The sequence below is a fragment of the Pseudomonas sp. P1_A1 genome (genome assembly GCF_056406935.1).
In genome coordinates this window covers 1-24,763 of sequence record NZ_JBFTZE010000007.1, presented here as the reverse complement: position 1 = coordinate 24,763, position 24,763 = coordinate 1, and the positions used below count along the sequence as shown (strand labels likewise).

20 protein-coding genes, 4 tRNA genes and 1 riboswitch are annotated in these 24,763 nt (G+C 58.8%); of the genes, 17 read left to right on the top strand and 7 right to left on the bottom strand.

Translation table 11 applies throughout. From position 1 onward, the window contains the following. Positions 1-226: 226 nt before the first annotated feature. From AC1D2Q_RS12285 to astE, 7 genes are all read left to right on the top strand, one after another. Entirely contained in the window at positions 227-1,447 is a 1,221-nt protein-coding gene (locus tag AC1D2Q_RS12285; RefSeq protein ID WP_477813344.1) for an aspartate aminotransferase family protein, read from the top strand. Positions 1,448-1,579: 132 nt separating this feature from the next. Continuing rightward, positions 1,580-2,599, top strand: coding sequence for an arginine/ornithine succinyltransferase subunit alpha (gene aruF, locus AC1D2Q_RS12280; RefSeq protein ID WP_007934901.1), 1,020 nt, complete (start codon positions 1,580-1,582; stop codon positions 2,597-2,599). 79 nt (positions 2,600-2,678) lie between these two features. After that, positions 2,679-3,704: an arginine N-succinyltransferase gene (astA, locus tag AC1D2Q_RS12275; protein ID WP_477813343.1), complete on the top strand. Its 1,026-nt coding sequence runs from the start codon at positions 2,679-2,681 to the stop codon at positions 3,702-3,704. Continuing rightward, on the top strand, positions 3,701-5,170 hold the full coding sequence (gene astD / locus AC1D2Q_RS12270; RefSeq protein ID WP_477813486.1) for a succinylglutamate-semialdehyde dehydrogenase: 1,470 nt from the start codon (positions 3,701-3,703) through the stop codon (positions 5,168-5,170). The genes astA and astD overlap by 4 nt, the downstream gene beginning before the upstream one ends. A gap of 51 nt (positions 5,171-5,221) precedes the next feature. After that, positions 5,222-6,568 (top strand): N-succinylarginine dihydrolase, encoded by a 1,347-nt coding sequence (astB, locus tag AC1D2Q_RS12265; RefSeq protein ID WP_477813342.1) that lies wholly within the window; start codon positions 5,222-5,224, stop codon positions 6,566-6,568. Positions 6,569-6,640: 72 nt separating this feature from the next. Beyond that, positions 6,641-6,931: a hypothetical protein gene (locus AC1D2Q_RS12260; RefSeq protein ID WP_018926388.1), complete on the top strand. Its 291-nt coding sequence runs from the start codon at positions 6,641-6,643 to the stop codon at positions 6,929-6,931. Between the two features lie 12 nt (positions 6,932-6,943). After that, entirely contained in the window at positions 6,944-7,954 is a 1,011-nt protein-coding gene (astE, locus tag AC1D2Q_RS12255; RefSeq protein ID WP_064616460.1) for a succinylglutamate desuccinylase, read from the top strand. Between the two features lie 49 nt (positions 7,955-8,003). Here the strand turns inward: astE and AC1D2Q_RS12250 are convergent, their stop codons facing one another. Then, a complete protein-coding gene (locus AC1D2Q_RS12250; RefSeq protein ID WP_019582888.1) occupies positions 8,004-8,513 on the bottom strand; it encodes a 6,7-dimethyl-8-ribityllumazine synthase in 510 nt (169 codons plus the stop codon). A 100-nt stretch (positions 8,514-8,613) separates the two neighbouring features. Continuing rightward, positions 8,614-8,784: riboswitch (FMN riboswitch) on the bottom strand. A gap of 198 nt (positions 8,785-8,982) precedes the next feature. Between AC1D2Q_RS12250 and ltaE the strand changes: the two genes are divergently transcribed. The 7 genes from ltaE (at position 8,983) to AC1D2Q_RS12215 (ending at position 14,948) form a co-directional block, all read left to right on the top strand. Further along, positions 8,983-9,987: a low-specificity L-threonine aldolase gene (ltaE, locus tag AC1D2Q_RS12245; protein ID WP_477813341.1), complete on the top strand. Its 1,005-nt coding sequence runs from the start codon at positions 8,983-8,985 to the stop codon at positions 9,985-9,987. Positions 9,988-10,133: 146 nt separating this feature from the next. Next, positions 10,134-12,755, top strand: coding sequence for an alanine--tRNA ligase (gene alaS / locus AC1D2Q_RS12240; protein ID WP_018926383.1), 2,622 nt, complete (start codon positions 10,134-10,136; stop codon positions 12,753-12,755). A 90-nt stretch (positions 12,756-12,845) separates the two neighbouring features. Next, the gene (locus tag AC1D2Q_RS12235; RefSeq protein WP_007934911.1) at positions 12,846-14,087 is read left to right on the top strand and encodes an aspartate kinase; all 1,242 of its coding nucleotides are present in this window, start codon (positions 12,846-12,848) and stop codon (positions 14,085-14,087) included. Positions 14,088-14,274: 187 nt separating this feature from the next. Further along, positions 14,275-14,463 (top strand): carbon storage regulator CsrA, encoded by a 189-nt coding sequence (gene csrA, locus AC1D2Q_RS12230; RefSeq protein WP_002554426.1) that lies wholly within the window; start codon positions 14,275-14,277, stop codon positions 14,461-14,463. 62 nt (positions 14,464-14,525) lie between these two features. Continuing rightward, positions 14,526-14,616: transfer RNA gene (locus AC1D2Q_RS12225), tRNA-Ser, on the top strand. Between the two features lie 107 nt (positions 14,617-14,723). Beyond that, positions 14,724-14,800, top strand: a tRNA-Arg gene (locus tag AC1D2Q_RS12220). A 71-nt stretch (positions 14,801-14,871) separates the two neighbouring features. Then, a tRNA-Arg gene (locus tag AC1D2Q_RS12215) sits at positions 14,872-14,948 on the top strand. A 19-nt stretch (positions 14,949-14,967) separates the two neighbouring features. Here AC1D2Q_RS12215 and AC1D2Q_RS12210 read toward each other — a convergent pair. Beyond that, on the bottom strand, positions 14,968-15,486 hold the full coding sequence (locus AC1D2Q_RS12210) for a cell envelope protein SmpA (protein WP_477813340.1): 519 nt from the start codon (positions 15,484-15,486) through the stop codon (positions 14,968-14,970). A gap of 321 nt (positions 15,487-15,807) precedes the next feature. On the opposite strand from AC1D2Q_RS12210, the gene mgtE reads away from it, so the two are divergent. Continuing rightward, on the top strand, positions 15,808-17,250 hold the full coding sequence (mgtE, locus tag AC1D2Q_RS12205) for a magnesium transporter (RefSeq protein ID WP_477813339.1): 1,443 nt from the start codon (positions 15,808-15,810) through the stop codon (positions 17,248-17,250). 101 nt (positions 17,251-17,351) lie between these two features. Here the strand turns inward: mgtE and AC1D2Q_RS12200 are convergent, their stop codons facing one another. Further along, positions 17,352-17,678 carry an Arc family DNA-binding protein gene (locus tag AC1D2Q_RS12200; RefSeq protein WP_003178899.1) on the bottom strand — a complete coding sequence of 109 codons (327 nt, stop codon included), beginning with the start codon at positions 17,676-17,678 and terminating at the stop codon, positions 17,352-17,354. A 386-nt stretch (positions 17,679-18,064) separates the two neighbouring features. Between AC1D2Q_RS12200 and phnN the strand changes: the two genes are divergently transcribed. Further along, positions 18,065-18,637 (top strand): phosphonate metabolism protein/1,5-bisphosphokinase (PRPP-forming) PhnN, encoded by a 573-nt coding sequence (gene phnN, locus AC1D2Q_RS12195; protein ID WP_477813338.1) that lies wholly within the window; start codon positions 18,065-18,067, stop codon positions 18,635-18,637. Here phnN and AC1D2Q_RS12190 read toward each other — a convergent pair. Together AC1D2Q_RS12190 and AC1D2Q_RS12185 are read right to left on the bottom strand one after the other, a co-directional pair. Next, on the bottom strand, positions 18,612-18,791 hold the full coding sequence (locus tag AC1D2Q_RS12190; RefSeq protein ID WP_477813337.1) for a PA3371 family protein: 180 nt from the start codon (positions 18,789-18,791) through the stop codon (positions 18,612-18,614). The two genes, phnN and AC1D2Q_RS12190, sit on opposite strands and share 26 nt — an antisense overlap. Before the next feature lie 22 nt (positions 18,792-18,813). Next, positions 18,814-19,047, bottom strand: a complete 234-nt coding sequence (locus tag AC1D2Q_RS12185) for a hypothetical protein (RefSeq protein ID WP_477813336.1) — start codon at positions 19,045-19,047, stop codon at positions 18,814-18,816. 291 nt (positions 19,048-19,338) lie between these two features. Here AC1D2Q_RS12185 and AC1D2Q_RS12180 point away from each other — a divergent pair. Further along, positions 19,339-19,415: transfer RNA gene (locus tag AC1D2Q_RS12180), tRNA-Arg, on the top strand. 72 nt (positions 19,416-19,487) lie between these two features. Here the strand turns inward: AC1D2Q_RS12180 and AC1D2Q_RS12175 are convergent. Together AC1D2Q_RS12175 and AC1D2Q_RS12170 are read right to left on the bottom strand one after the other, a co-directional pair. Further along, positions 19,488-20,855: a lysozyme inhibitor LprI family protein gene (locus AC1D2Q_RS12175; protein WP_477813335.1), complete on the bottom strand. Its 1,368-nt coding sequence runs from the start codon at positions 20,853-20,855 to the stop codon at positions 19,488-19,490. A 182-nt stretch (positions 20,856-21,037) separates the two neighbouring features. Then, on the bottom strand, positions 21,038-24,763 hold a 3,726-nt coding region (locus AC1D2Q_RS12170), incomplete at its 5' end, for a beta strand repeat-containing protein (RefSeq protein ID WP_477813334.1).

The window sequence follows — 24,763 nt, the reverse complement described above, 5'->3', positions numbered from 1 at the left end:
CGGTACATATTTACCGCATCGGTCGACAAGCCTGCCTATAACCTGTGCCGGCGGTTTAAACTGCGCCTTTGCGACCCTATATGTCGCATTGCCGTAAACCCGGGCAAAACCGGTGTTTGCGCTATAAGAAGTTGTCGCTTGGCGGCAAGGCCGGGCTGAAAACTGTCCTTACAATCCCCTCATCGCTCGCCAGTTTCAGGCGAGTGTTCCTCATCAGGAGACTCCGATGTCCGTTGAGCACGCTGCGGTAGAACGCGCCGATTTTGACCAGGTAATGGTTCCCAACTATGCGCCTGCCGCTTTCATTCCTGTGCGTGGCGCCGGTTCCCGTGTCTGGGACCAGTCTGGCCGCGAGCTGATCGACTTCGCCGGCGGGATTGCCGTTAACGTATTGGGCCATGCGCACCCGGCGCTGGTCGCTGCCTTGACCGAGCAGGCGAACAAGCTGTGGCACGTGTCCAACGTGTTCACCAATGAGCCGGCCTTGCGCCTGGCCCATAAGCTGGTCGACGCCACGTTTGCCGATCGTGTGTTCTTCTGCAACTCCGGCGCCGAAGCCAACGAGGCCGCCTTCAAGCTGGCCCGTCGCGTAGCCCATGACCGTTTCGGTACCGAGAAGTACGAAATCGTTGCCGCGCTCAACAGCTTCCACGGCCGTACCCTGTTCACCGTGAACGTCGGTGGCCAATCGAAGTACTCCGACGGCTTCGGTCCGAAGATCACTGGCATCACCCACGTGCCTTACAACGATCTGGCCGCGCTGAAAGCCGCTGTTTCCGACAAGACCTGCGCGGTGGTGCTGGAGCCAATCCAGGGCGAAGGCGGCGTACTGCCGGCCGAACTGTCTTACCTGCAAGGCGCCCGTGAACTGTGCGACGCACACAACGCGCTGCTGGTCTTCGACGAAGTGCAGACCGGCATGGGCCGCAGCGGTGAGCTGTTCGCCTACATGCATTACGGTGTGACCCCGGACATCCTGACCAGCGCCAAGAGCCTGGGCGGCGGTTTCCCGATCGCAGCGATGCTGACCACCGAAGACCTGGCCAAACACCTGGTCGTCGGCACCCACGGCACCACCTACGGCGGCAACCCGCTGGCGTGCGCGGTCGCTGAAGCAGTGATCGACGTAATCAACACGCCCGAAGTGCTGAATGGTGTCAAAGCCAAGCACGACAAGTTCAAGACCCGTCTTGAGCAGATCGGCGAGAAATACGGCCTTTTCACTCAGGTTCGTGGCCTGGGCCTGCTGCTCGGTTGCGTGCTGGCCGATGCCTGGAAAGGCAAGGCCAAGGACATCTTCAACGCCGCCGAGCGTGAAGGCCTGATGATTCTGCAAGCCGGCCCGGACGTGATTCGTTTCGCGCCAAGCCTGGTGGTTGAAGACGCCGATATCGATGCCGGTCTGGACCGCTTCGAACGCGCCGTGGCCAAGCTGACGCAAGCCTGATTCATACAGTGCTCCTCAGCGCCTATCGTAATAGATAGGCGTTGAGATTATTTCCTGTGCCGGGCCTGCCCGGCATTTTTTTCCCTGAGTTGGCGCAATTCGCCAACCTGATGTTAAGAAAGGAGTGACACCATGCTGGTGATGCGCCCCGCGCAAATGGCTGATCTGGGCGAGGTACAGCGTCTGGCTGCGGACAGCCCGATTGGTGTCACTTCCTTGCCGGATGACGTTGAACGCCTGAGCGACAAAATCGCCGCAAGCGAAGCCTCGTTCGCCGCTGAAGTGAGCTTCAACGGTGAAGAGAGCTATTTCTTCGTCCTCGAAGACACTGCCACCGGCAAGTTGGTCGGTTGTTCGGCCATTGTTGCCTCGGCCGGTTATTCCGAGCCGTTCTACAGCTTTCGAAACGAAACGTTCGTGCACGCCTCCCGCGAGCTGAAGATTCACAACAAGATCCACGTGCTCTCCCAGTGCCACGACCTGACCGGCAACAGTTTGCTGACCAGTTTCTACGTGCAGAGGGAGTTGGTGGGCACGCCTTGGGCGGAGCTCAACTCCCGTGGCCGTCTGTTGTTCGTGGCCAGCCATCCGGAGCGCTTTGCCGATTCCGTGGTGACCGAGATCGTCGGTTACAGCGACGAAAATGGCGATTCGCCGTTCTGGGATGCCATCGGTCGCAACTTCTTCGACCTCAACTACGCCGAAGCCGAGCGTCTGTGTGGTTTGAAGAGCCGCACGTTCCTCGCCGAGCTGATGCCGCATTACCCGATCTACGTGCCGTTGCTGCCGGACTCCGCTCAAGAGGCGATGGGCCAGGTGCACCCGCGGGCGCAAATCACCTTCGACATCCTGATGCGCGAAGGCTTCGAGACCGATCACTACATCGATATTTTCGATGGTGGCCCGACTCTGCATGCCCGCGTCTCGGGGATCCGTTCGATCGCCCAGAGCCGTGTGGTCCCGGTGAAAATCGGTGAGCCGGTCAAAGGCGCCGGTCGTCAGTATCTGGTGGCCAACGCCCAGTTGCAGGATTACCGCGCTGTATTGCTCGAGCTTGATTACGCGCCGGGCAAACCGGTGACCCTGGATCTTGAAGCGGCCGAAGCCTTGGGCGTCGGCGAAGGTGCCAGCGTGCGCCTGGTGGCGGTTTGACGCCTGCTTCCTGGAGAGAAATGTCTGGAAAGCAGCGAAATTTCGCGGGTGGCGCAAGCGACCCGTTTGAGGAGATAGCATGATCGTTCGTCCCGTACGCAGCAGCGATTTACCCGCTCTGATCGACCTGGCCCGCAGCACCGGCACCGGCCTGACTACCTTGCCGGCCAACGAAGAGCGTCTGGCCCATCGGGTTGGCTGGGCCGAAAAAACCTTCCGCGGCGAAGCCGGGCGGGGCGATGCGGACTACCTGTTCGTACTCGAAGACGACGATGGCCGCGTGGTGGGTATTTCCGCGATTGCCGGCGCCGTCGGCCTGCGTGAGCCCTGGTACAACTTCCGGGTGGGCCTGACGGTCAGCGCCTCGCAAGAGCTGAATATCTACCGCGAAATTCCGACGCTGTTCCTGGCCAACGACCTGACCGGCAACTCTGAACTGTGCTCGCTGTTCCTGCACGCCGATTACCGCAGTGGCCTCAACGGCCGCATGCTGGCCAAGGCGCGGCTGCTGTTCATCGCCGAGTTCCCGCAACTGTTCGGCAACAAGATCATCGCTGAAATGCGCGGCATGTCCGACGAAGCCGGGCGTTCACCGTTCTGGGAAAGCCTGGGCCGGCATTTCTTCAAGATGGAATTCAGCCAGGCCGATTACCTCACTGGCGTGGGCAACAAGGCGTTCATCGCCGAACTGATGCCGAAATTCCCGCTGTACACCTGCTTCCTGTCGCCAGACGCGCGCAACGTGATCGGCCAGGTTCACCCGGACACTGAGCCGGCCCTGGCGATGCTCAAGAGTGAAGGGTTCAGTTACCAAGGCTACGTCGACATTTTCGACGCAGGCCCTGCGGTGGAGTGCGAAACCGCCAAGATCCGCGCAGTGCGCGACAGCCAGGCGCTGGTGCTGGCCATCGGCACCCCGGGTGATGACGCCACGCCGTTCCTGATCCATAACCGCAAGCGCGAAGACTGCCGGATCACTGCCGCGCCAGCACGCTTCGCCGCTGGCACGTTGGTGGTTGATCCGCTGACCGCCAAACGTCTTCAACTCAACGCTGGCGATCAAGTACGCGCCGTTCCGTTGTCTGCAGCTCGGGAGTCGAAATAATGAATTCGCTATACATCGCCGGTGAATGGCTGGCCGGCCAGGGTGAAAGCTTTCAATCGGTCAACCCGGTGACCCAGCAAGTGCTGTGGGCCGGCGAAGGCGCCACTGCCGCTCAGGTCGAGTCGGCCGTGCAAGCCGCGCGTCAGGCGTTCCCGGACTGGGCCCGTCGTACCCTGGAAGAGCGCATCAGTGTGCTGGAAGCCTTTGCCGTCGCGCTGAAGAATCACGCCGACGAACTGGCTCGCACCATCGGTGAAGAAACCGGCAAACCCTTGTGGGAAGCGGCGACTGAAGTCACCAGCATGGTCAACAAGATTGCCATCTCGGTACAGAGCTACCGCGAACGCACCGGCGAGAAGAGCAGCCCGTTGGGCGACGCCACCGCTGTATTGCGTCACAAGCCGCACGGTGTGGTGGCGGTGTTCGGTCCTTACAACTTCCCTGGTCACTTGCCGAACGGTCACATCGTGCCGGCGCTGCTGGCCGGTAACAGTGTGCTGTTCAAGCCCAGCGAACTGACACCGAAAGTCGCCGAGCTGACGGTCAAGTGCTGGATCGAAGCCGGTCTGCCGGCCGGCGTGCTGAACCTGCTGCAAGGTGCTCGCGAAACCGGTATCGCCCTGGCGGCGAACCCGGGCATCGACGGTCTGTTCTTCACCGGTTCCAGCCGTACCGGCAATCATCTGCACAAGCAGTTTTCCGGTCGTCCAGACAAAATCCTCGCGCTGGAAATGGGCGGTAACAACCCGCTGGTGGTGGATCAGGTCGCTGATCTCGATGCGGCCGTTTACACCATCATTCAGTCGGCGTTCATTTCTGCCGGTCAACGCTGCACGTGCGCCCGTCGTTTGCTGGTGCCGCAAGGCGCCTGGGGCGATACGCTGCTGGCGCGTCTGGTGGCGGTCAGCTCGACCCTTTCAGTCGGAGCGTTCGATCAGCAACCAGCACCGTTCATGGGCTCGGTGATTTCCCTCGGTGCTGCGAAAGCCCTGATGGAAGCGCAAGAGCATCTGCTGGCCAACGGCGCCGTGGCGCTGCTGGAAATGACTCAGCCTCAGGCTCAGGCTGCGTTGCTGACCCCGGGCATTCTGGACGTGACAGCGGTTGCCGATCGCCCGGACGAAGAGCTGTTCGGCCCGTTGCTGCAAGTGATCCGCTACGCTGACTTTGAAGCGGCGATCGCTGAAGCCAACGACACCGCTTATGGCCTGGCGGCCGGTCTGCTGTCGGATTCCGAAGCGCGTTATCAGCAGTTCTGGCTGGAAAGCCGCGCCGGTATCGTCAACTGGAACAAGCAGCTGACCGGTGCGGCGAGCAGCGCGCCATTCGGCGGCGTCGGCGCCTCGGGCAACCATCGCGCCAGCGCCTACTACGCGGCGGATTACTGCGCGTACCCGGTGGCCTCGCTGGAAACCCCGAGCCTGATCTTGCCAGCGGCCCTTACGCCCGGCGTACGCATGTCGTAAGACAGACCCTTGTAGCAGCCTATAACAACAGATTCTTGTGGAGCCTCGCTGATGAAATCCTATGAAGTCAACTTTGACGGTCTAGTGGGGCCGACCCATAACTACGGTGGCCTGTCCTACGGCAACGTCGCCTCCCAGAGCAACAGCCAGCAATCCTCGAACCCGAAGGAAGCCGCGCTGCAAGGTCTGGCGAAAATGAAAGCGCTGATGGATATGGGCTTTCAGCAAGGCGTGCTCGCACCACAGGAACGCCCTGACGTAGCCGCCCTGCGCCGCTTGGGTTTCAGTGGCACCGACGCGCAAGTGATCGAGCAAGCCGCCAAAGACGCGATGCCGCTGCTGGTTGCCAGTTGCTCGGCGTCGAGCATGTGGGTGGCCAACGCCTGCACGGTCAGCCCGAGTGCCGACACCGCCGACGGCCGCGTGCATTTCACCGCCGCTAACCTGAACTGCAAATACCACCGCAGCATCGAGCACCCGACCACCAGTCGCGTGCTGGGCGCGATGTTCGCTGACCAGAAACACTTTGCTCACCACGCCGCGTTGCCGGCCGTGGCGCAGTTCGGTGACGAAGGCGCAGCCAACCACACCCGTTTCTGCCGTGACTACGGCGAAGCCGGCGTCGAGTTTTTCGTGTTCGGTCGTAGCGCGTTCGACACCCGTTATCCGTCCCCGCAGAAGTACCCGGCGCGCCAGACCCTCGAAGCCTCCCAGGCCGTCGCTCGCCTGCACGGCTTGAGCGATGACGGCGTGGTCTACGCCCAGCAGAACCCTTCGGTGATCGATCAGGGCGTATTCCATAACGACGTGATCGCCGTGGGCAACGGCGAGGTGCTGTTCTATCACGAGGACGCCTTCCTCGACACCGACCAGATGCTCGCTGAGCTGCAAGGCAAACTGGCAAAAGTCGGTGGGAAATTTCAGTCGATCTGCGTACCGCGTTCCGCGGTCACCGTGGAAGACGCCGTTCGTTCCTACCTGTTCAATAGCCAGCTGCTGTCGCGTCCTGACGGCTCCATGTTGTTGATCGTGCCGGAAGAGTGCCATGGCAACGAACGCGTCTGGCAGTATCTGCAAGGCCTGACCAGCGCTGGCGGTCTGATCCGCGAAGTGAAAGTCTTCGACCTCAAGCAGAGCATGCAGAACGGCGGTGGTCCGGCTTGCCTGCGGTTGCGAGTCGCCCTCAACGAAACCGAGCTGGCGGCCGTCAACCAAGGGGTTATCATGACGGCTCCGTTGTACGGCACATTGACCGAGTGGGTCGAAAAGCACTACCGCGACCGCATGACCGAAAACGATCTGGCGGACCCGCAATTGTTGCTTGAGTGCCGGACGGCACTGGATGAACTGACGCAAATCCTTAAACTGGGCGCGGTTTATCCATTCCAGATCAATTGATAGCCGGCGCGCTTTGGCTTTTTATATGAATGGCAAGCGCGCCGCTTAATCTCCAGATGAGAGCGTAAATACATGAGCGATACCCTGCAGCTGATCCTTGAAGACACCGACGGCACGCAACTGGAAACTTCCTGCACCCGCGTCGCGGTCATGTGGCAAGGCAAAGAGCTGTGGATCCAGCAGGACGGCCGTGGCCAGCTGCTGATCGGCGTGGACGTCGAAGAGGGTGACGCTGAATACGCCAACCTGCTGCTGCGCCCATTGGCGACTAATCTGGTAAGTCTGCAACTGGAGATGGAACCGGCCGACCTCGGCGATGATGAGGACCACGTGCACGGCCCGGATTGCAATCACGACCACTAAGGAAACCGCTCTATGCTCGCCCTCGGCAAACTGCTTGAACTGACCCTCGCCGGCCGCGAACCGGCGGAGAAGACTCAACTGACTGTCGAAGGCGTACGGATGCGCTGGTTGAGCGAAGGTGCGCTGGAAGTCCGGCCACCTGAAGCTCGCGACAATGGCCTGGACCTGCTGCTGTCGGCCGGTATCCATGGCAACGAAACAGCGCCGATCGAGTTGCTCGATCGCCTGTTGCATGACATCGCCCGCGGTGACTTGAAGCCGCGCGCCCGTATTCTGTTCCTGTTCGGCAATCCCGAGGCCATCCGTCGCGGTGAACGTTTCATCGAGCAGGACGTCAATCGGCTGTTCAACGGCCGTCACGAACAAAGCAGCGGTTCCGAGGCCTTGCGCGCCTGTGAGCTGGAGCGGCTGGCGGCGACGTTCTTCAGCCTGCCGGATCGCAACCGTCTGCACTACGACCTGCACACGGCGATCCGTGGCTCGAAAATCGAGCAGTTCGCCCTGTACCCCTGGAAAGAAGGCCGTCAGCATTCACGCCAGGAGCTGGCTCGCTTGCGCGCCGCCGGCATGGAGGCGGTGCTGTTGCAGAACAAACCCTCCATCGTCTTCAGCTCCTACACCTACGATAAGCTCGATGCCGAGTCCTTCACCCTGGAGCTGGGCAAGGCCCGGCCGTTCGGGCAGAACGAAGGGGTCAACGTCAGCCTGCTGGAAACCCGCCTGAAGCAGATCATCGAAGGCACCGAGCCGCCAATGACCGATGAAGGGCTGGAAGGGCTGCAGTTGTTCAGCGTGGCCCGGGAAGTGATCAAGCACAGCGATAACTTCCGCCTGAACCTGCCGGCGGACATCGAAAACTTTTCGGAATTGAAAGTGGGTTATGTGCTGGCCGAGGATATCGCCAATACCCGCTGGATCATCGAAGAGCAGGGCGCCCGGATCATCTTCCCGAACCCCAGGGTCAAGAACGGCCTGCGCGCCGGCATCCTGATCGTACCGACCACCGACGAAAACCTGGTCTGACTTTCGCGCAATGATCGTTCCCACGCAGAGCGTGGGAACGATCATCCAACTAGACGGCTACCGCGCGGGGCTCACTACGACGCAACGCGCGAGTCTTGTGCAGTGTATCCGCGCACGTCTTCGCCGCTTCCTGACCTTTGTGCACGAAATGCTCGAAGAAGAACTTCTGATGTTCTTCACCGGCATGGAAGTGGTGCGGGGTCAAAACCACCGAGAACACTGGCACTTCGGTTTCCAGCTGAACCTGCATCAGGCCGCTGATTACCGACTGGGCGACGAATTCGTGGCGATAGATGCCGCCATCGACCACCAGGCCCGCGGCGACGATGCCGGCATAACGGCCGGACTTGGCCAGCAACTTGGCGTGCAGCGGAATTTCAAAGGCGCCACCGACTTCGAAGAAATCGATGTCCGATTCCTGATAACCCTGGGCAATCATTTCAGCGACGAAGCCTTTACGGCTCTGATCGACGATTTCCTTGTGCCAGCAGGCCTGGATGAACGCGACGCGCTCGCCCTGATGGTTTTTGCTTTTGCTATCGATTGCGGTGGGTTGCATGTTCTGACTCCTGTTTGTGTGAAAAACAGGGCGTTATGAATCGAATGGGATTTAAGGGTACGCACGCTCGCACGAGCTGCGGACGGCCCTTTGGTATCAATCCCGTTCTCTCTTCATCCGGACTATGACCGTCGGCCCCGGGATCACACCGGGTCTGCTGACCTTGCCGCCATCACAGCCATTGCCGTGCCTGTCGCCAAGCGCTCGCGGGCTATGCGCATTGCGCGCAATTACCGCCGGTGGGGAGTTGCACCCCGCCCTGAGAACGTTTTGCCGCCAGATTGTTTGGCGGCGAAGCGTTTTTAACACATATTTTCGGGGCGTGCATGGCTGCTTTCTGATGATTGCTATCGGGTTTTCCGAAGGCATAAAGCGCCTTTTCCTCGTTCAAGGCTTGATTAATTGTCGGCATGACGGCAGTAATTCCTTTCCGAAACGGATTCTTCCCCTGTTTACCGAGGCCAGATTCATGAGCGTTATCGATCTTCGTAGCGACACCGTCACTCAACCGACCGCAGGGATGCTCGACGCGATGGCCAATGCGGCCACCGGTGACGACGTTTATGGCGAAGATCCGACGGTCAATCGACTGGAAGCCGAGCTTGCAAATCAGTTGGGTTTTGCCGCGGCAATGTTTGTCCCGACGGGCACCATGAGCAACCTGCTGGGCTTGATGGCTCACTGCGAGCGCGGTGACGAGTACATTGTCGGTCAGCAGGCCCACACCTATAAGTACGAAGGTGGTGGCGCGGCGGTGCTCGGTTCGATCCAGCCGCAGCCGCTGGAAGTGCAAGCCGATGGTTCGCTGGACCTGGCGCAAGTCGCCGCCGCGATCAAACCGGACGACTTCCACTTCGCGCGCACCCGTTTGCTGGCGCTGGAAAACACCATGCAGGGCAAGGTGCTGCCGCTGGAATATCTGGCCCAGGCTCGCCGCTTCACTCGTGAGCATGGCCTGGCGCTGCATCTGGATGGCGCGCGTCTCTACAACGCGGCGGTCAAGCTGGGTGTCGATGCCCGGGAGATCACTCAGCATTTCGATTCGGTTTCGGTTTGCCTGTCCAAAGGCCTGGGCGCGCCGATCGGTTCGGTGCTGTGCGGCTCGGCGGAGTTGATCGCCAAGGCGCGACGTCTGCGCAAGATGGTCGGCGGCGGCATGCGCCAGGCCGGGATTCTCGCGGCGGCGGGGCTGTATGCGCTGGATAATAATGTTCAGCGCCTGGCCGACGACCATGCCAACGCACAATGGCTGGCCGAAGGCCTGCGAGCGGCGGGGTATGAGGTCGAGCCGGTGCAAACCAACATGGTTTACGTAAAAATGGGCGACAAGGCCGAAGCGCTCAAGGCCTTCGCCGCGACACGCGGGGTCAAGCTCAGCGCTGCCGCTCGTCTGCGAATGGTCACGCACATGGACGTCAGCCGTGCGCAAATCGAGCAGGTCGTCGCTACATTCGTCGAGTTTTCCCGCATCTGATCGCGTTAGCGGTCCAATTGACCATTTCTATCGTATAAACACGCTGTACCCCGCGCGCAGGGCCGATATAATGCGGCCCTTTGCCGTCGCTTCGTCTGTTGACGTTTCGCACAGGCCTTTGGCCGCAGCCTCCGTGGAAGAACCTAATGAAAAGCGCAGAAATCCGTGAAGCCTTCCTTCGCTTCTTCGAAGAACAAGGCCACACCCGTGTAGCCTCCAGCTCTTTGATTCCGGGCAACGACCCAACCCTGCTGTTCACTAACGCGGGGATGAACCAGTTCAAGGACTGCTTCCTGGGCCAGGAAAAACGCGCGTACACCCGCGCCGTCAGCAGCCAGAAATGCGTGCGCGCCGGCGGCAAGCACAACGACCTGGAAAACGTCGGTTATACCGCCCGTCACCACACCTTCTTCGAAATGCTGGGTAACTTCAGCTTCGGCGATTATTTCAAGCGTGACGCCATTACCTTTGCCTGGACGTTCCTGACCTCCGACAAATGGCTGAACCTGCCGAAAGAAAAACTCTGGGTGACCGTCTACGCCAGCGATGACGAGGCCTACGACATCTGGACCAAAGAAGTCGGTGTACCGGCCGAGCGCATGGTTCGCATCGGCGACAACAAGGGCGCGCCGTACGCTTCCGACAACTTCTGGACCATGGGCGATACCGGCCCGTGCGGTCCTTGCACCGAGATTTTCTACGATCACGGCGCCGACATCTGGGGTGGCCCACCGGGCTCGCCGGAAGAAGACGGCGACCGTTACATCGAAATCTGGAACAACGTGTTCATGCAGTTCAACCGCACCGCCGATGGCGTGTTGCACCCGTTGCCAGCCCCGTCGGTGGATACCGGCATGGGTCTTGAGCGGATCAGTGCCGTGCTGCAGCACGTTCATTCGAACTATGAAATCGACCTGTTCCAGAGCCTGCTGAGCGCATCGGCCAAGGCCATCGGTTGCACCAACGACAATCAGGCTTCCCTGAAAGTCGTGGCTGACCACATCCGTTCCTGCGGTTTCCTGATTGCCGACGGCGTGCTGCCGTCCAACGAAGGTCGCGGTTATGTACTGCGCCGGATCATTCGTCGCGCTTGCCGTCACGGCAACAAATTGGGCGCCAAGGGCAGCTTCTTCTACCAGATCGTTGCGGCCCTGGTCGCCGAGATGGGCGAAGCGTTCCCTGAGCTGAAATCCCAACAGGCGCACATCGAGCGCGTGCTGAAGGCCGAAGAAGAGCAATTCGCCAAGACCCTGGAGCAGGGCCTGAAAATCCTCGAGCAGGATCTGGCCGAACTCAAAGGCGACGTGGTACCGGGCGACGTAGTGTTCAAACTCTACGACACCTACGGTTTCCCGATGGACCTGACCGGAGACATCGCCCGTGAGCGCAGCCTGACCATCGACGAAGCAGGCTTCGAGCGCGAAATGGAAGCCCAGCGCGTGCGTGCCCGCTCCGCCAGCTCCTTCGGCATGGACTACAACAGCCTGGTCAAGGTTGATGTGGCCACCGAATTCACCGGTTACACCGCTCACAGCGGTTCCGCCAAAATCGTTGCTCTCTATAAAGAAGGGCAATCGGTTGACGTACTGAGCGAAGGCGAAGAGGGCGTGGTCGTGCTCGATCAGACGCCGTTCTATGCCGAATCCGGTGGTCAGATTGGTGATTGCGGCTTCCTCCAGGCTGGCGCTGCGCGTTTCGACGTGCGCGACACCACCAAGACCGGCGGTGCGTTCCTGCACCACGGTGTGCTGGATTCGGGCAGCCTGATCGTAGGTGCTCCGGTGGAGACTCATGTCGATGCCGAAGTGCGCCACGCGACGTCGCTGAACCACTCGGCGACTCACTTGTTGCACGCTGCATTGCGTCAGGTGCTGGGCGAACACGTTCAGCAGAAAGGCTCGTTGGTCGACAGTCAGCGTCTACGCTTTGACTTCAGCCACTTCGAAGCGATCAAGCCTGAGCAGTTGAAGGCGCTGGAAGACATCGTCAACGCCGAGATTCGCAAGAACTCCGAAGTTGAAACCGAAGAAACCGACATCGAAACCGCCAAGCAGAAAGGCGCCATGGCGCTGTTCGGCGAGAAGTACGGCGACAGCGTACGCGTGCTGAGCATGGGCGATTTCTCCGTCGAGCTGTGCGGCGGCATTCACGCCACCCGTACCGGCGACATCGGTCTGCTGAAAATCATCAGCGAAGGCGGTGTGGCTTCGGGTGTGCGTCGTATCGAGGCAGTCACCGGTGCCGCGGCACTGGCCTACTTGAATGCTGCAGAAGAACAACTCAAGGAAGCGGCCAACCTGGTCAAGGGCAGTCGCGATAACCTGATCGACAAGCTGTCGGCTGTGCTGGAGCGCAACCGTCTGCTGGAGAAGCAACTCGAGCAGTTGCAGGCCAAGGCTGCCAGCGCGGCGGGCGACGATCTGTCGGCCTCTGCCCTGGACGTCAAAGGCGTGAAAGTGCTGGCCGTGCGTCTGGACGGCCAGGACGGCAAGGCGCTGCTGGCACTGGTCGATCAACTGAAAAACAAACTCGGCCGCGCAGTGATCCTGCTCGGCAGTGTCCATGAGGAAAAGGTCGTTCTGGTTGCAGGCGTGACCAAAGACCTGACTGGCCAACTCAAAGCCGGTGATTTGATGAAACAGGCTGCTGCGGCAGTGGGCGGGAAGGGCGGTGGTCGTCCAGACATGGCGCAGGGCGGTGGTACTGACGCTGGCGCACTGGATGCCGCATTGGCCCTGACTGTTCCATTTGTAGAGCAGGGTTTATAAGGCAGTGTGCCTGGCCCGCGGTCTAGTGGCGGGCCAGAACGCTGTTTGAGTGATTATTGGGCGCCCTTCATGGGCAGAGGCGGCTTTGAAATGGCTTTGATCGTACAGAAATTTGGAGGCACCTCAGTCGGCACTGTCGAGAGAATCGAGCAGGTCGCCGACAAGGTTAAGAAATTCCGCGATGCGGGCGATGACCTGGTGGTTGTGCTGTCTGCAATGAGCGGCGAAACCAACCGTCTGATCGATCTGGCCAAGCAAATCAGTGGCGACGGCCAACCGGTTCCGCGTGAACTGGATGTGATCGTTTCCACCGGTGAGCAGGTGACGATTGCACTGTTGGCCATGGCGCTGATCAAGCGTGGCGTGCCAGCGGTGTCGTACACCGGCAACCAGGTACGGATTCTGACGGATAGCGCGCACAATAAAGCGCGTATCTTGCAGATTGATGACCAGAAGATTCGCGGCGACCTGAAGGCCGGTCGTGTGGTGGTTGTCGCCGGTTTCCAGGGCGTCGACGAGCACGGCAATATCACCACGCTCGGTCGTGGCGGTTCCGACACCACTGGCGTGGCACTGGCGGCAGCCCTGAAGGCTGACGAATGCCAGATCTACACCGACGTCGACGGTGTCTACACCACCGACCCGCGTGTGGTGTCCGTGGCTCAGCGTCTGGACAAGATCACCTTCGAAGAGATGCTGGAAATGGCCAGCCTCGGTTCCAAGGTGTTGCAGATCCGTGCGGTCGAGTTCGCCGGCAAGTACAACGTTCCGCTGCGCGTACTGCACAGCTTCAAGGAGGGTCCGGGCACCCTCATTACTATTGATGAAGAGGAAACCATGGAACAGCCGATCATTTCCGGCATCGCCTTCAACCGCGATGAAGCCAAGCTGACCATCCGTGGCGTGCCAGACACCCCGGGCGTGGCGTTCAAGATTCTCGGCCCGATCAGTGCCGCGAACATCGAAGTCGACATGATCGTGCAGAACGTTGCGCACGATAACACCACCGACTTCACCTTCACCGTGCACCGCAACGACTACCAGGCGGCGCAATCCGTGCTGGAAAACACCGCTCGCGAGATCGGTGCCCGTGAAGTGGTTGGCGACACCAAGATTGCCAAGGTCTCGATCGTTGGCGTCGGCATGCGCTCCCACGCAGGCGTGGCCAGCCGCATGTTCGAATCCCTGGCGAAAGAAAGCATCAACATCCAGATGATCTCGACTTCGGAAATCAAGGTGTCCGTGGTGATCGAAGAGAAGTACCTGGAACTGGCTGTGCGCGCCCTGCACACAGCTTTCGAACTGGACGCGCCGGCCCGACAGGGCGAGTAACGCGTTTCCCCCGAAGGGCGCGGTCTGACCGCGCCCTTCGTTTTTTGAATGGTGCGTACCAAAACTGTTCTTTTGCTCGCGCTAGTCAATACTCAGGCATGTAGGGCTGCGACCTTTTCGGTTGTAGGTCGGATGCCTTTTTTTTGCAGACTGTTGTCCCTGAAATGAAATGCGTGAGGAGAAAGGTATGCTGATTCTGACTCGTCGGTGCGCAGAAAGCCTGATTATTGGTGATGGCGAAATCACCGTGACCGTGCTCGGCGTTAAAGGAAATCAAGTGCGTATTGGTGTCAACGCCCCGAAAGAGGTGGCTGTGCACCGTGAGGAAATTTACCTGCGTATCAAGAAAGAGAAGGACGAAGAACCAAGCCATTAATTTTTATCGTTTTTTATGTTTGCAAACGGGGATAAAGCTGGTTAATATACGCCCCGTGTTGCGGAGAGCTGGCCGAGTGGCCGAAGGCGCTCCCCTGCTAAGGGAGTACACCTCAAAAGGGTGTCGGGGGTTCGAATCCCCCGTTCTCCGCCATTATTTGTTTAGTACGTTGTAATCTGGCTTCTTCGGTAAGTTGTTGAAATTAATAGAAAAAGTGCTTTACAAAAAGATTTAACGGCCTATAATGCGCGGCAACAAATGCACTCGTAGCTCAGCTGGATAGAGTACTCGGCTACGAACCGAGCGGTCACAGGTTCGAATCCTGTCGAGTGCACCATTTAAGAGTTGTTTGCAGCAATGTGAATAACTTGGCTCCAACCAGTTGTGATCTGGTATAAAAACACAAATGCACTCGTAGCTCAGCTGGATAGAGTACTCGGCTACGAACCGAGCGGTCACAGGTTCGAATCCTGTCGAGTGCACCAAACAACAAAAAGCCCGCGTTTAACGCGGGCTTTTTGCCGTCTGCGATTTGGCTTTTCCTTTGGTACAACCTTTCTCATCGAACTCGATGTGAGCACTGCGCCCTCGCTTGTTGTCGTAGCGGTAGCTCATGGCTGAATTGCGAGTGCTGATCTTGTCTGGCTTGCCGAGAGCGCTTTCGACATCCTGCTGACTCATGCCGGCAACCACTCGCTGATTGATGATCGCGATACGGCGTTCCTTCGCGCTGAGCAGATTTCCACATTTGTCCTCGGACTGACCAACGACCGTCGGCTCTCTCCTTGGTTTTTTCATACCCGATGTTTCGCGAACCTCGGCTTCTGGCATCAGGGCTGTCGTGCTGCCTGGCAAGAACGTGCGCACGTCCTGAAGCGAAAGGCTTTCTCCGGCCGTGCAGCTCAAGGTCGTGAAGGTGATGCGACCATCAGGGGCTTCGCACCGGTGGACGGTCGTAGCAAACGCCCAGGGCGGCAGGCAGAGCAGGGCGGCAAGCAAAAAATAATCAGCATTCCATGGCATTCGACGTCCTCCTTGACGGTCCTTATCAAGGGTAGCCGTTACATTTTTCGACGGCGGTGTGTTTTCTTTTCAGGATGAGTCGTCGCAGTTCCATGGATCAGGACAGCGCTCAGGTTTGTCTCGCAAGCGCTTGTTTCAGCCGCGATTTTTTAACGTTTAAAACCGTCAGGCGGTGTTATCATTGCGCCCGTCAGCCCCGCCGGGGCTTGTGGAATACCTCCATGGACTTACCCAGTAGTTACTCAGTACCCCGTTTTTACAATCATGAATTGACTGATTGATCCTTCCGGCGTGCCCCGCTGCTGGGAGTGGAGTTCGCCTATGTCTGAAGTTGAAGTAAAGAAAACGCAGGAAAGCTTGCAGGACCGCCTCGCTCAAGTCGTTGAGCTGCTGCAGCGCCAGCGGGTGGTCGAAGACCTGACTCATCGCCAGGAAGGTCCGCATCACGACCGGGTCGAGAACCTGGTTCACCGGCAAAACCTCGTCGAGTTGCAACGCAAGCTCGATGATCTGCACTCCGCCGACGTTGCCCACATCCTTGAAGCCTTGCCACTGGACGATCGTCTGACCGTCTGGCAATTGGTCAAGGCCGACCGCGACGGCGACATTCTGCTCGAAGTATCCGATTCGGTTCGTGAAACCCTGATCGCCGACATGGATGATCACGAGCTCCTGGCGGCGGCCAAGGACATGGATGCCGACGAACTCGCTGACCTGGCCTCCGAGCTGCCGCGAGACGTCGTCCACGAGCTGATGGAAACCCTCGATGCGCAACAGCGTGAGCGCGTCCGCTCCGCGTTGTCCTATGACGAGGAGCAGGTCGGTGCGCTGATGGACTTCGAGATGGTGACCATCCGTGAGGATGTCAGTCTTGAAGTGGTGTTGCGTTACCTGCGTCGTCTCAAAGAGTTGCCAAGCCATACCGACAAACTGTTCGTGGTCGATTACGACGGCGTGCTCAAGGGCGTGTTGCCGATCAAGCGCCTTTTGGTCAACGACCCGGATAAACAGGTCTCGGAAGTGATGGCCAGCGATCCGGTGAGTTTTCATCCGGACGAAGACGCTTACGAGGCTGCTCAGGCGTTCGAGCGTTACGACTTGATCTCGGCCCCGGTGGTCGACAAGAACGGCAAGCTTATTGGTCGTCTGACCATCGATGAAATGGTCGACCTGATTCGTGAAGAGAGCGAAAACGAAGTTCTCAACATGGCGGGTCTGCGCGAAGAAGAAGATATTTTTGCGTCAGTCTGGAAATCCCTGCGCAACCGTTGGGCCTGGCTGGCGATAAACCTGATCACCGCGTTTGTTGCATCCCGGGTGATCGGTTTGTTCGAGGGCTCTATCGAGAAACTTGTCGCGCTCGCGGCATTGATGCCGATCGTGGCGGGTATCGGCGGCAACTCGGGTAACCAGACGATCACCATGATCGTTCGGGCCATGGCGCTGGACCAGGTCAGTACCGGCAATACGTCGAGGTTGATGCGCAAGGAGTTGGCGGTCGCCTTGATCAATGGCGTGGTCTGGGGTGGGGTGATTGGTGTGGTGTCCTACCTGCTTTATGGCAGTTGGTCCCTGGGCGTGGTGATGACCGCCGCCATGACGCTTAACCTGTTGCTTGCGGCATTGATGGGGGTGTTGATTCCGATGACCCTGGCGCGGCTTGGGCGCGACCCGGCAATGGGCGCGAGCGTGATGATCACTGCGATGACCGACAGTGGTGGCTTTTTCATCTTCCTCGGGCTGGCGACGATTTTTCTGCTCTGACGTTCTACCTCAAAGAACCCGCCCAATCGGCGGGTTTTTTTTGGCCGAATTTCAGGCAAAAAAAAGCCAGCAATTACGCTGGCTTGAGCTTTCGGGATGAATCAGGAAGCGTCTGCAGCCATTTCGGCGTCATGTGCGATCAGCGAAACCAGAGCGTTTTGCTGGCGGTGGGAGAGTTGGCGGAAGCGTTGCAGCAGTTCGCGTTCGTGCAATGACAGCTCGGGGCTGTCCAGGCGCATGCTCAATTCTTCGCCCAACGCGCCTTCCTGAATAAGACTCTGCTCAAGGCGCGCGATGATTTCGGAATTCATGCTGCGATGATGATTGCGAGCCACCTCGGCAATGCGTTCACGCATTCCGTCTGGCAGACGTACGACGAACTTGTCAGCCGTACGGCTGGAATAAATTGCCTGTTTCAATGGGCGCATATATTTAACCGGTTAGTTCAGGGGAGCGGTTCTCGGGATAGGCCGCAGGATGTCAGATAGGACAAGCACTCCGACCAAATGTTCAACCTGAATTGATAGAGGCGCACATCATGCCTCAAATTAGCCAGATCATTGGCGTCAATTCTGTGACAAATATTGATCTGGGTAAAGGCTTAATGCCAGCACCTATTATCAGAAATGCGGACTGGTTTGAAAACATTCCATGAGTCCGTATCGCTGACCGCGTCCTCTTGCCCAACAGGTGATGCTCGAAGACGCCTGAAGGTGCATGCTATGCGGATTCGATCCTTGTTCCTTACCTTGTACAGGATAGTGGCAAATGGCCGATTTACTAGGGCGGACGGACGGTATGGGATGATTTCAGGATGGATGGCAGGCTGATTTATTTAATGGGGCCTTCGGGATCCGGCAAGGACAGCCTCATCGAAGCCGCTCGCGGGCCGTTGCGGGAGCGCAATTGTGAAGTCGTGCGGCGGGTTATTACGCGTTCGGCTGAATCCGTGGGCGAAGACGCCATCGAGGTGTCCCGCGAAGAGTTTGAGCGACGCAGAAGCAAAGGGGATTTCGCGCTGTATTGGCAGGCCAATGGGCTGGATTACGGTATTCCTGCGCGCATAGACCAATGGCTCAAGGACGGTCGCGATGTGCTGATCAATGGTTCGCGCGGCCACTTGGCAGAAGCGCAGCAGCACTATCCCACGATATTGCCAGTGCTGTTGACGGTCAAGGATGAAGTTCTGCGAGAACGCCTGCTACGGCGGGGGCGTGAAAGCCCGGCAGAAATTGAAGCGAGACTGCGCCGCAATGCGCTGTTCACGGCTGACGATTCAATCGGTGATGCGCAGATCCGGCGACTCGATAACTCCGGAGACCTTGCGATCACCGTTGCCAGTCTTCTGGAGTTGCTGAGCGTCAGCGCAGAACCGGATCGAACTTGATCTTGCGCCCGGCGATCAGGGCCAGCACGAACAGCGCACTGAACACGCCGCAGGCAATCAGGGGTAGGGTGACGATCGTGTCCTGGACTAATGACAGATGAAGGATGCCACTCAGTAAAGCGAGGATAAAAAACCCTGCGGCTGATTTGGACATGCTGTGCTCCTGATGGGGTGATTCAAAATACCAAGCGTTCAAAAGACTGCGTGCGCAGCTGAGTGCTCTCCTGGCTCACCTCTTGGCCGACAAAACTGTGTTGATCGCTCATGGCTGCCAATTGAGGCGCTTTTTGCAGCTGCAGGTCATGGGGCGTGCGTTGGGCAACCATCACGGCGTCGTTTTCGGGGAAGAACTGAAAACCCAACAGAACCGCCAGGGCCACTGCATTTGCGACTAAAAGAGCGCTGTTCATGGGGCTGATCTCCTTCGTTCCTGGAGAACAGTCGAAGCAGCCCGCATGCCAAAAGTTTAACGGCTATTAAATCCTTTAAAAACAACGAATTAAGCTATTTTAACAAAATGCCGGCATTGCATTATGCAATGATGGCATTTTGCGGTGATGCAATTTGCACGGTAAACAAAGCCACGCTACCGTGGGGCGTCTGCCTACACTTAAAAAGCCCTACGGACGACATGACAAAAGCGGGCCTGCCCGTTAACATGCACGCCGTCCATCGCCGCGCATTCCTTGCGCGCAACTTGTGTCTCAGTAGCTCAATTGGATAGAGCATCCCCCTCCTAAGGGGAAGGTTGGCAGTTCGAACCTGCCCTGGGACACCATATATTTGAAAGCCCCACACAGAGTGATCTGGTGGGGCTTTTTTTGTGGCTATCTATCGGTGGATGAGCTGACTAAAAATTTTCAGCCCCACCTTCGGTCTTGCCAATTGATGTGCTCACTCGTGTGATATGTCGACGTCCGTTGACCGAATAACTGCGTTCCTGATCTTCAGATCCCGGTTTGCGCAACGTCAGTAGTGCAAACAGTCCATTCTTGTTGCCGTAGCTCCCGTACCAATTGATCAGCCTTGCGATGTAGCACTCATTGCCGATGACCACCGGCATATCGGCGACGGGTTCGACCGCGTAGTAACTCGCTCCGAAGCTGTAATAGTCATCACTGTCTTTTACTGAAGGGGGGATCGGGCAGATCGGGGGTTTTTGTTGACCAGTCTCCAGGGTTTCATCTGTATTCACTTTGATCAGGGCTTTCGCGAGTGCCTTATGCAGGGCTGGCTCCAGTTCGAAAGCGGTGGTGCCGTCCTCCAGATATTGAGTGTGGGGCACTGTCAGTTGATAGCCGTAGCGAACGGTCAGTGTAGGCACTTTGTTATTGATCTTCAGGGGATTGAGAAGAAAGACCTGGTCAACGCCGTAGCTACCGTTTCGGTAGGCTAAGTAGATTTTTCCGCGAGCCTTGATCCAGTTCACGGATTGGTTGGCGCCGCGTTCATTGGTATAGAAAAGTGGGCCGGATTCATGGGCAGGCCCCGATGTCCTGCTGATGAACCGACCTTCACTTCGACGGTAGGTTTGCGTGTAACTGAACATCCCGGTGCCGCCGGAATAGGTTTCAACGATGAGGTCACGCTGTCCGTCGCCATCCATATCCATCAGCGTGTATGAGGTGTGCCCGGATTCAGCGGCGTCGTCGATGTCGGAAGCTTTCAGCGCCTTCCATTCGTCCTTTGTAACATCTTGGGGAATGGTCTTGGGAAAGAGGGATTGCTCATCTTCACCCGAGTCACCAGGGAATGAAGTTGTGCTGCTGTCGAACGCCATAGAGTCGAGTGCTCGCTCCAGTGCAAACTCCGGATTGTCCTTGCTCAGGTCCTGGATGCGTTGTTGCAAATCCTCCATCACCTGTTTATCGACACCGTCGGGTTGATAGGCAACGACGTCGACCCATTGCATGTGCAATGCCTGCAAGCGTTCGCGATAGTGTTGGTCCAGGCAGGAGACGTCTTCGACGCATTCATTGCGCACTTTCAACCACTGGCGCTGGGATCTCTTCAGTTCAACCTGCGCCGGCGAAGCGGCGTTCATCAGCGTTCGATAGACCGACCCCATTTGCGTATCCAGCTCATACAGTCCTTTGTTCGCGCAAATTGTATTTTCGACAGCGTTTGCCGCTTTTGTGCAGTCCATTCCGGTCGCCAGTGCGTGCTGGAAAAACAGCAGTGCGCAGGCAGATACGATGTAGCGTCCTTTGATGTACACGATGAAATCCTTTTCCAGGGTAGTGCACATTAAACTACGCAACCCAGAGGTTCATCTAACGCGTTGCATTCTCCGGTGAATCAAATGGTCAGGGGCGGTGTGAGCGAAGGAGTGAGTAGCCAGATAATGGTTCGACCTTCCCTGGTCTCCACCATTATCAACTGCTCAACTCCAGCCTAATATCAAGCCGTCAGCGTATGCTCGGAATCCCCGAACCAGGTGCGCACCAGATCTGGCCCAGGCGTACCCGTGTGGTCAAGCACCGCCACGTCGACGAAGTTCTTGCCATTGCTTGCACCATCGGTATCTACCTTCACGGTGATGTCGCTGCCGGTCTGCACCACTTGGACAAAGTCCGACACCTGGCTGGTGCCGCTGACAAAGTTCGCCTTGAGCAGTGCGGAGAGGTCGATTTTGTCCCCTTCGGCGTAGTTGTAGTCGAGGATATGGTCGCCGCCTTCATTCACGTTGAAGTAGGCAAACACGTCGGCGCCCGCGCCACCGCTGAGCGTGTCTGCGCCTTCACGGCCTACGATGATGTCGTTGCCGTCGCCGCCACTGATCGTGTCTGCGAGCATGGTGCCCACCAGCGTGCCGCTGGATTCTCCGTGGTAACTGACCTGGGTGCCGGCCGCGCCGCCGTCGGTGACCTGGAAGTCTTCCGCCGAGTAATGCCCCAGCAGGTTCACCTCGGCCCGATGCACGCCGTCGTCCACTGTCAGCAGGCCGCCGGCGCCAGAGGCGTTGGCGTTGTAGCTGAGCTGGGTGTTGGCGCCGAAAGCGAGATTGCCGAACGTCAGCATGTCATCGCTCTCAAGGCCGAGGATGCCGGCCAGCGAGCCCGCTGTTTCGGCCTGTGCGATCACCAGCGTGCCCGCGCCTTCGCCGTGGAAGGCGACGGACCCGTGTGCAGCACCGGAGAAGGTCAGGGTCGCGTTACCGTCGATGGTCGCGCTGCCATCGCCGGTCACGTCGGCCAGCAGGCGCAGGTCGCCACCATTGGCCCACAGGTGGCCGGTGTTTTCGACCGTACTGGCCACCGTCATGCCGCCTGGGCCTGTGGACTCCAGCACCCCGCTGTTGGTGATAGTGTGGGTGCCGGTATCGAGCACCAGGCTGTTCAGCCCGCTGGCCATGATCAGCCCCGCATTAATCAGCACCATCTGCCCGGCGCCCAACTGGCCGGCGCCGGAAATGCGGTTGTCGATGTTGGTCAGCACGGTGTCGGCACTGCCGCCAAAAATCACGTTTTGCGCGTTGTCGGATAGCAGCACCTGGCCGCCACCGGTTAACGTCGCGCCACGGAACAGAACCTCAAGGCTGGTCACGCTGCCGGCGGAGCCGAGCTCGATGGTGCCGCTGTTATTGATGCTGCCACCGAACGGCATGATCGCGCCGTCGGCAATGGTGAGGGTACCGGTGTTGTTGGTGAGCGGGTCGACATCGAACTGGAAGTTCGCTTCGCTCAAGTCCGCCGCATCGACACCTTTGAGAGTGACCGTCTGGCCGGTGCTTATGCTGACCAGTGCATTGCCGTTGGCGTCGTTAGTGATACTCAAGTCTGCAAAGCCGTTGACGCCCGTGAAGCCAATCAAGTCGATCTTGTCTGCCGTGGCGTTGAAATTGTAGATCTGGTTGTTGCCGATCGGCTGGGCGAAGACGAAGGTGTCGGCGCCAGACGAGCCGGTCAGGTTGTCGTCAGCGGACAAGGCGAAGATTGGCGCGCCCGGGGCGTAGACTTCGACGTTGTTGAACACGTAGGCGCTGGCGGTGCTGCCGTCGCTGTTGCTCCAGTTCATGTTGACGTCAAGCACCAACGCACCCACGAAGTCGCTTGGGGCTGTCACAGTCAATGCGCCGGGATCGTTGGTGTGCACGGTCCATGTGCCGTCGCCGTTGTCGGTTCCTGCATTGAACACCCACCCCGAGGGAACCCCGCTGATGGACACCGTTACGGGGCCGCTGATATCGGCCAACGGAACGTTGAGGGCTAGATTGATGGGGTCGCCGGCAACGCCTGCCGGAAGGTTGGCACTGCTGCCGGCCGCACCAGGATTACCCGCCAGGTCGGTGTAGCTGTTCGCGGCAACGTCGACTTTTATGCTACCGCTCTGCGTTCTGGTCAGCGTCGCGGTGAAGGTATCGCCGTCGACCTGGGTAAAGTTACTGAAGGTTCCGCGGGGCACTCCGCTCGTTGTCGTCACTGCGACATCAGACAGGGTGAAACCGCTCACCGTCTCACTGAACTGGAATGTGACTGTCGACGTTGAACCGACCGAACTCCCTAGGGCCGTCCCCGTCACTGCCACCGTCGGCGGCACAGTATCAACTGGCGTCTCAACGACGTTCTGCACGTTTACCGTAATGGTCTGTGTGTCGATTCCGCCATTGCCGTCGGCCACCTGAACATCCACAACGTAGGCGTTGTCGCCATCGGTACCCCCGACATCCTGGGGATTCTCGTAATCGGGCGCCGAATTGAACGTCAGCACCCCGCTTGAACTGATCGAGAACTTGCTGAAGTCCGTCCCGGCCGTATTCAGGATCGAGTAGCTCAGCGTCTGCGCTGGTAGATCAGCATCGGTCGCCACCACTGTCGTGACCGCCGTGGTGTTCTCAGCCACGTTGACCGAAGCCGTCGCACCAGCACCGTTGGAGGTGATCACCGGGGAGTTGTCGTTGACGCCCGTTACGGTTACCGCGATCGCCTGGTCGTCGAACAGCGTGCCGTCCGATGCCCGCACAATCACGTCATAAACGTTGTTCGTTCCCGAATCAGTCGGTGCTTCAAAGTTGGGTGCAGAGATAAAGCTCAGCACGCCGGTGCCTGAAACGATCGAGAACTTCGCAGCATCCACTCCGCCGACGATGCTGTAGGTCAGCGTTTGTGCCGGTAGGTCTGCATCGGTCGCTGCCACCGTCGTGACCGCTGTGGTGTTCTCAGCCACGTTGACTGAAGCCGTCGCACCAGCACCGTTGGAGGTGATCACCGGGGAGTTGTCGTTGACGCCCGTTACGGTTACCGCGATCGCCTGGTCGTCGAACAGCGTGCCGTCCGATGCCCGCACAATCACGTCATAGACGTTGTTCGTCCCCGAATCAGTCGGTGCTTCAAAGTTGGGTGCAGAGATAAAGCTCAGCACGCCTGTGCCTGAAGCGATCGAGAATTTCGCGGCATCCGCTCCACCGACAATGCTGTAGCTCAGCGTTTGTGCCGGCAGATCAACATCGGTCGCCGTTACCGTCGTGATCGCCGTTGTGTTCTCCGCCACGTTGACCGAAGCCGTCGCACCAGCACCGTTGGAGGTGATCGTCGGCGCGTCGTTGCTGCCGGCGATATGGACAGTGACCGAAGTGAGGGTGCCGTCGGCACTGCTCACCGCGAAGGTGTCGGTGTAGGTGGTACCGGCGGCGAACTCGTTGTGCGCGGAGTTGGCGACGTAGGTCCAGGCACCACCGGTGCCGATGGAGAACTGGCCATAGCTACCGGCGGTGTTGGTTTGCGCGACGAAGGTTGCGGCGCTGTCGACGTCGCTGATGGTCAGKGTGCCGGCGGTGGAAATGTCGACGGCGGCATTGGTYTCGGTGAGGTTGGCGAYGCCGGTGGACAGCACGGCCGCATCGTTGGTACCGAGGATGTGCACGGTGACCGAAGTGAGGGTGCCGTCGGCACTGCTCACCGCGAAGGTRTCGGTGTAGGTGGTRCCGGCGGCGAACTCGTTGTGCGCGGAGTTGGCGACGTAGKTCCAGGCTCCGTCGGTGCCGATGGAGAAYTGGCCGTAGCTGCCGGCGGTGTTGGTTTGSGCGACGAAGGTTGCGGCGCTGTCGACGTCGCTGATGGTCAGGGTACCGGCGGTGGAAATGTCGACGGCGGCATTGGTTTCGGTGAGGTTGGAGACGCCAGTGGA